The following is a 6,205-nucleotide window of genomic DNA, read 5'->3' on the forward strand; positions in this document are numbered from 1 at the left end:
GACGGGTACGGGCCGACGGAGACCACGACGTTCGCCACGCATCATCGGGTGCCGCGCCCGTATGGCGGGGGCGTGACGGTGCCGATCGGCCGGCCGATGGCCAACACGCGTGTGTATGTGCTGGATGCGTGGCTGCGGCCGGTGGCGCCGCAGGTGACGGGTGAGTTGTATATCGCGGGGTCGGGACTGGCGCGCGGTTATCTGCACCGGCCCGGCATGACCGCGGAGCGGTTCGTGGCGGACCCGTTTGCTCCCGTGCCGGGTGCTCGCATGTACCGCACGGGTGACCTGGTGCGGGTCAATGCCGAGGGTGATCTGGAGTACGTGGGGCGGGTGGACCAGCAGGTGAAGGTCCGGGGTTTCCGGATCGAGCCGGGGGAGATCGAGCATGTTCTGACCGAGCACCCGGCGATCGGTCAGGCCGCCGTGGTCGCCCACCACGACCGGCCCGGCAGCACCCGCCTGATCGCCTACCTCGTCCCCGACTCCTGGGAGACACCGGCAGACCTGCACGAGTACGTGCGGCGACGGCTGCCCGCGTACATGGCGCCCTCGGCGTATGTCACCTTGGGCCGAATGCCGTTGACGGCCAACGGCAAGCTCGACCGGGCCGCGCTGCCCGAACCCGATCAGGGCGCGCGGACGGACGCGCCGCGTCGCGAGCCGCGGACCGGACGCGAGCGACTGCTGACGACCCTGATCGCACAGGCCCTGGGCGTGGACGAGGTCGGGCCCGACGACGACTTCTTCGCGCTCGGCGGGGACAGCATCGTCTCGATCCGACTGGTCAGCCTCGCTCGCTCGGCGGGGGTCGGACTCGCGGTCCGGGACGTCTTCGAGCGGCGGACCGCGGCCGGACTCGCCGAGGCCGCCGATGAACCGGCCGGGCCGGCACCCGACCTCGACGACTGCGGCGTGGGAGGGACGGAACCGACCCCGATCATGCGCTGGTTCGACAGGCGCGGCGGCGACATCGACGCGTTCCACCAGGCGATGCTGCTCGAGGTGCCGGCCGAACTGCGCCAGGACCACCTCGTCACGGCCGTCCAGGGTCTCGTGGACCACCACGACGCACTGCGGCTGACCCGGACATCCGGCGGTCGGGGAGACGGGACGTGGTCGCTGGAGGTGGGGCCCCCGGGGTTCGTGTCGGCGGCGGACCTGGTCCATCGTGTCGACGTCCCCGGCGGCGCCGTCGACGCGGCCCTGGTCCGCGCACAGGTGCGCGAGGCGGTCGCCCGACTGTCCGCCGCGCGCGGCCTGCTGATGCAGGTGGTCCGGTTCGACACCGGACCGGCCGAACGGGGCAGGCTGCTGGTCGTCGTCAACCATCTCGTCGTCGACGGGGTGTCCTGGCGGATCCTCCTCCCCGATCTCATCGCCGCCTGCGAGGCCGCCGGCCGCGGTCGTCCCCCACGGCTGGACCCGGTGGGCACCTCCCTGCGCCGCTGGGCGAGCCTGCTCACGGCCGAGGCCCGGCAGCCGGCCCGCACCGCCGAGGCGACGCTGTGGAGGGAACTGCTCACCGCGGCCGACCCACCGCTGACCACCGGCCGGCTCGACGCCGCGCGGGACACCGTGGGCCGCGCCCGCGACCTCACCCTCCCCCTGCCGGCCGAGGTCACCACCCCGCTTCTGACAACCGTGCCCACCGCCTTCCACGCGAAGGTCGACGACGTCCTGCTCACCGCGCTCGCCCTGGCGGTCGCCCAGTGGCGCCGGACCCACGCACGCGGGCGCCACACGGCCCTCCTGGTGGACGTCGAGGGCCACGGGCGCGAGGAGATCGCCGAGGGCACGGACCTCTCGCGCACCGTGGGATGGTTCACCTCGCTCTACCCCGTCCGCGTCGACCCCGGCCCGCTGGCGTGGGAAGAGGCCGTCGGCGGCGGGCCGTCGCTGGGGCAGGCACTCAAGCGCGTCAAGGAACAGGTGCGCTCCCTGCCCGACCGCGGCATCGGATACGGCCTGCTGCGGCACCTCAATCCGGAGACCGGGCCGGAGCTGGCCGGGCTCGCCGTACCGCAACTCGGATTCAACTACCTCGGCCGGTTCCCCTCGGCGGGCGCCCCGGTGGTCCCCGATCGCCCGGAGTGGACCGTGGCCGCCGAGACGGGCCTGCTCGGCGGGGCCGACCCGGCGACCGCCCTGGCACACGGGCTCGAGGTGAACTGCATGGTGCGCGACGCCCCGGACGGCCCCGAACTGGAGGCCGTCTGGACCTGGGCGCCGGACCTCTGGACCGAACGGCACGTCCGAGCCCTGGCCGACCACTGGTTCCGAGCGATTCGCGGACTGGTCCGGCACGTCGAGAACTCCGGCACCGGCGGCCACAGCCCCTCGGACTTCCCCCTGACCGAACTCAGCCAGCACGACATCGAGCAGCTCGAAGCAGCGTGGAGGGTGCAGAAATGACGACGTCGGGCCTGGAAGACATCCTCCCCCTCTCCCCGATGCAGGAGGGGCTGCTGTTCCACTCCCGCTACGAGCAGGACGGCGCCGACGTCTACGCGGTGCAGCACGTCTTCGCCGTCGAGGGCGCCCTCGACGCGACGCGGCTGCGGGCCGCCGTGCTCGCGCTCGTCCAACGGCACCCGAACCTGCGCGCCGGCTTCCGGCAGGTGGACTCCGGCCGGGTCCTGCAACTCGTCCCCCACCAGGTTGCCGTCCCCTGGGACGAGTTCGACCTGTCACACCTCCCGGACGCCGACGCGGAGAGCGAGCTGGGCCGCCTCGCCGCCAAGGAGCACGGCCGCCGGTTCGACCTCGCCGAGCCGCCCCTGCTGCGCTTCTCCCTGGTCCGGCTCGCCCCCGAACGCCACCGCCTCGTCATGACCACCCACCACATCCTGCTCGACGGCTGGTCGACGCCGCTGCTCGTGCGCGAGCTGACCACGCTGTACGACACCGGGGGCGACGCCGCCACGCTGCCCCGGGTGGCTCCCTACCGGCAGTACCTGGGGTGGCTCGCGCGGCAGGACCGGCCCGCCGCGGAGGCCGCCTGGCGGGAGGCGCTCGGCGGACTCGAACAGCCGACGCTGCTCACCCCGGTCGATCCGGGCCGCCCCGGACTGATGCCGGAGCGGATCACGGTGGAGCTGGACGATGACCGCACGGCGGCCCTGGCCGACTCCGCGCGCCGGCACGGCGTGACCCTGAACACCGTGCTCCAGGCCGCCTGGGGGCTGGTGCTCAGCCGGCGTACCGGCCACGACGACATCGTGTTCGGGGCCGTCGTGGCAGGGCGGGACCCGCGACTGCCCGGCGTCGAGAACATGGTGGGTCTGCTGATCAACATGGTGCCGGTGCGGGTGTCGCTCGACCCGGCGCAGTCGCTGCTGACCACCCTCCGACAGGTGCAGGACACCCAGTCACGGCTCACCGGGCACCACCACCTCGGGCTCGCCCGCATCCAGCAACTGGGCGGCCTGGGCGACCTCTTCGACACCTCCCTGGTCTTCGAGAACTACCCGTGGGACCAGTCCGGCGAGCGGCCGGAGACCGGTCTGCGGATCACCCCCGACCTGAGCCGCGGGCGGGACGCGACGCACTACCCGCTCACCCTGATCGCCGCCCCCGGCCGCCGCCTCTACCTCCGCCTGGACTACCGCGACGACCTCTTCGACCGGACCACGGCCGCCGGGTTCGTCGACCGGCTGATCCGCGTGCTCGACCTCGTCGTATCGGATCCCTCGCGGCCGATCGGGGGGATCGATCTGCTGTCGGCGCGGGAGCGGGCTGCGGTGCTGGGGGTGCCGGCTGCTGTCGTGCCGTCGGGGGCGACGTTGCCGGGGTTGTTCGAGGCGCGGGTGGCGGCTGGGCCGGGGGCCGCGGCGGTGGTGTGGGGCGGGTCCACGTTGTCGTACGGGGAGTTGAACGAGCGGGCGAACCGGTTGGCGCACGAGTTGGTGGGGCGGGGTGTGGGGCCGGAGGACGTGGTGGCTCTTGCGCTGCCCCGGGGTGTGGATCTGGTGGTGGCCGTGGTGGCGGTGCTCAAGGCGGGTGCTGCTTATCTTCCTTTGGATCCGGCGTATCCGGCGGCGCGTGTGGCGTACATGGTGGCCGATGCCCGGCCGGTGCTGGTGCTGACGACGGGGGAGTCCCGTCTTGCGGCGGAGGCGGTGGGTGGGGCGCCGGTGGTGTTGCTGGACGTGCTCGATGTGCGGGAGCGGTCCTCGGACAACCCGGTGACGGCTCTGTCGGCGGATCATCCCGCGTACGTCATCTACACCTCCGGCTCCACCGGCCGCCCCAAAGGCGTCGTCATGCCCGCGGGTGCGCTGGTGAACCTGCTGGAGTGGCACCACGAGGCGGTCGGCGGCGAACCCGGCACGAGGACGGCGCAGTTCACCGCCATCAGCTTCGACGTCTCCGCGCAGGAGATGCTGTCGGCCCTGATGTTCGGCAAGACGCTGGTGATCCCGGACGAGGACGTCCGGCGGGACGCGGCCCGATTCGTCGAGTGGCTGGACGAGCACGCGGTGGAGGAGCTGTTCGCGCCCAACCTCGTGCTGGAGGCCGTCGCCGAGGCGGCCGTCGAGCAGGGACGCACCCTGCCCCGGCTGCGGACCGTCGCGCAGGCCGGCGAGGCCCTGACGTTGAGCCGCGTCGTCCGCGAGTTCCGGACCTCGGCGCCCGACCGCGTGCTGCACAACCACTACGGTCCCACCGAAACCCACGTGGTCACCGCCCACACCCTGAGCGACGACCTCGACGGCCGGCCACTCACCGCGCCGATCGGCCGACCCATCGCCAACACCCGTGCCTATGTCCTCGGTTCGGGCCTGGAACTGGTGGCGCCCGGCGTGGTGGGGGAGCTGTACGTCGCGGGGGCCGGTGTGGCCCGCGGCTATCTGGGCAGGCCGGGCCTGACGGCCGAGCGGTTCGTGGCGGACCCGTACGCGGCCGAGCCGGGCTCGCGGATGTACCGCACGGGTGACCTGGTGCGGTGGAACCCGGACGGCGAGCTGGAGTTCGTCGGCCGCGCCGACCACCAGGTCAAGATCCGCGGCTTCCGCATCGAACCCGGCGAGATCGAGAACGTCCTCACCGAGCACCCCCACATCACCCAGGCCGCCGTACTCGCCCGCGAGGACCAGCCCGGCAGGACCCGGCTGGTGGCCTACGTGGTGGCTCCCCGGACCCCGCGGCCCGAGGAGATCAGGGAGTTCGTCCGCGGGCGACTGCCCGAACACATGGTGCCCTCGGCCGTCGTACCCCTGGACAGCCTGCCGCTGACGGCCAACGGCAAGCTGGACCGGGCCGCCCTGCCCGCTCCGGACGCCGCGCCGACCGCATCCGCACGGGAGGCGCGCACGCCGCAGGAGCAGATCGTCTGCGATCTGTTCGCGCAGGTCCTGGGACTCCCGAGGGTCGGCGTGGACGAGGACTTCTTCGAGCTGGGCGGCCACTCGCTGCTGGCCACCCGGCTGATCGCCCGCATCCGGGCCGCCTTCAGCGTCGAGATCGGCCTGCGCACGCTCTTCGAGGCACGGACCGCGGGCGCGGTCGCGGCCCGGCTCGACACCGCGGGGCCCGCCCGCCTCGCCCTGACCAAGCAGCGGCTGCCCGACGCGGTGCCCCTGTCGTTCGCCCAGCGGCGGCTGTGGTTCCTGCACAAGATGGAGGGGCCGAGCGCCACCTACAACATCCCCTTGACGCTGAGCCTGAGCGGTGAGCTGGACCGTGACGCGCTGCGGGCCGCCCTCGACGACGTGGTCGCCCGGCACGAGAGCCTGCGGACGGTGTTCCCCGAGACCGACGGCACCTCGTGCCAGCACGTCCTCGACGACGTGACCGTGGAGCTGCCGGCAACCGACATCACCGAGACGCAGCTGGCGGAGGCCCTGAAGGCGGCGGCCCGGCACTCCTTCGACCTCGCGTCCGACATCCCCCTCCGCGCCGAGCTTTTGCGCCTCGCGCCGGACCGGCACGTGCTCGTCCTCGTGCTGCACCACATCGCGGGTGACGGGTGGTCGCTGGGTCCGCTGGCCTCCGATCTCACGCGTGCCTACACGGCGCGGGTGGAGGGGCGGGCGCCGGAGTGGGCGGCGCTGCCGGTGCAGTACGCGGACTACACGTTGTGGCAGAACGAGCTGCTGGGTGATCAGGACGATCCGGAGAGTCTGTTCGCGACGCAGATTGATTACTGGAGGGGGGCGTTGGCGGGTCTGCCGGATCAGCTGACGCTGCCCACGGACCGTCC

The 6,205-nt window shown here is 72.9% G+C and carries 2 protein-coding genes; both read left to right on the plus strand.

Translation table 11 applies throughout. From position 1 onward, the window contains the following. A partial coding sequence (locus IE108_RS34525; RefSeq protein WP_189397842.1) for a condensation domain-containing protein occupies positions 1-2,415 on the plus strand: 2,415 nt, incomplete at its 5' end. Continuing rightward, the coding region (locus IE108_RS34530) for a non-ribosomal peptide synthetase (protein WP_189397843.1) at positions 2,412-6,205 on the plus strand (3,794 nt) is incomplete at its 3' end. The genes IE108_RS34525 and IE108_RS34530, both read left to right, overlap by 4 nt.

The organism is Streptomyces parvulus, assembly GCF_014648855.1.
Classification (GTDB): domain Bacteria; phylum Actinomycetota; class Actinomycetes; order Streptomycetales; family Streptomycetaceae; genus Streptomyces; species Streptomyces parvulus.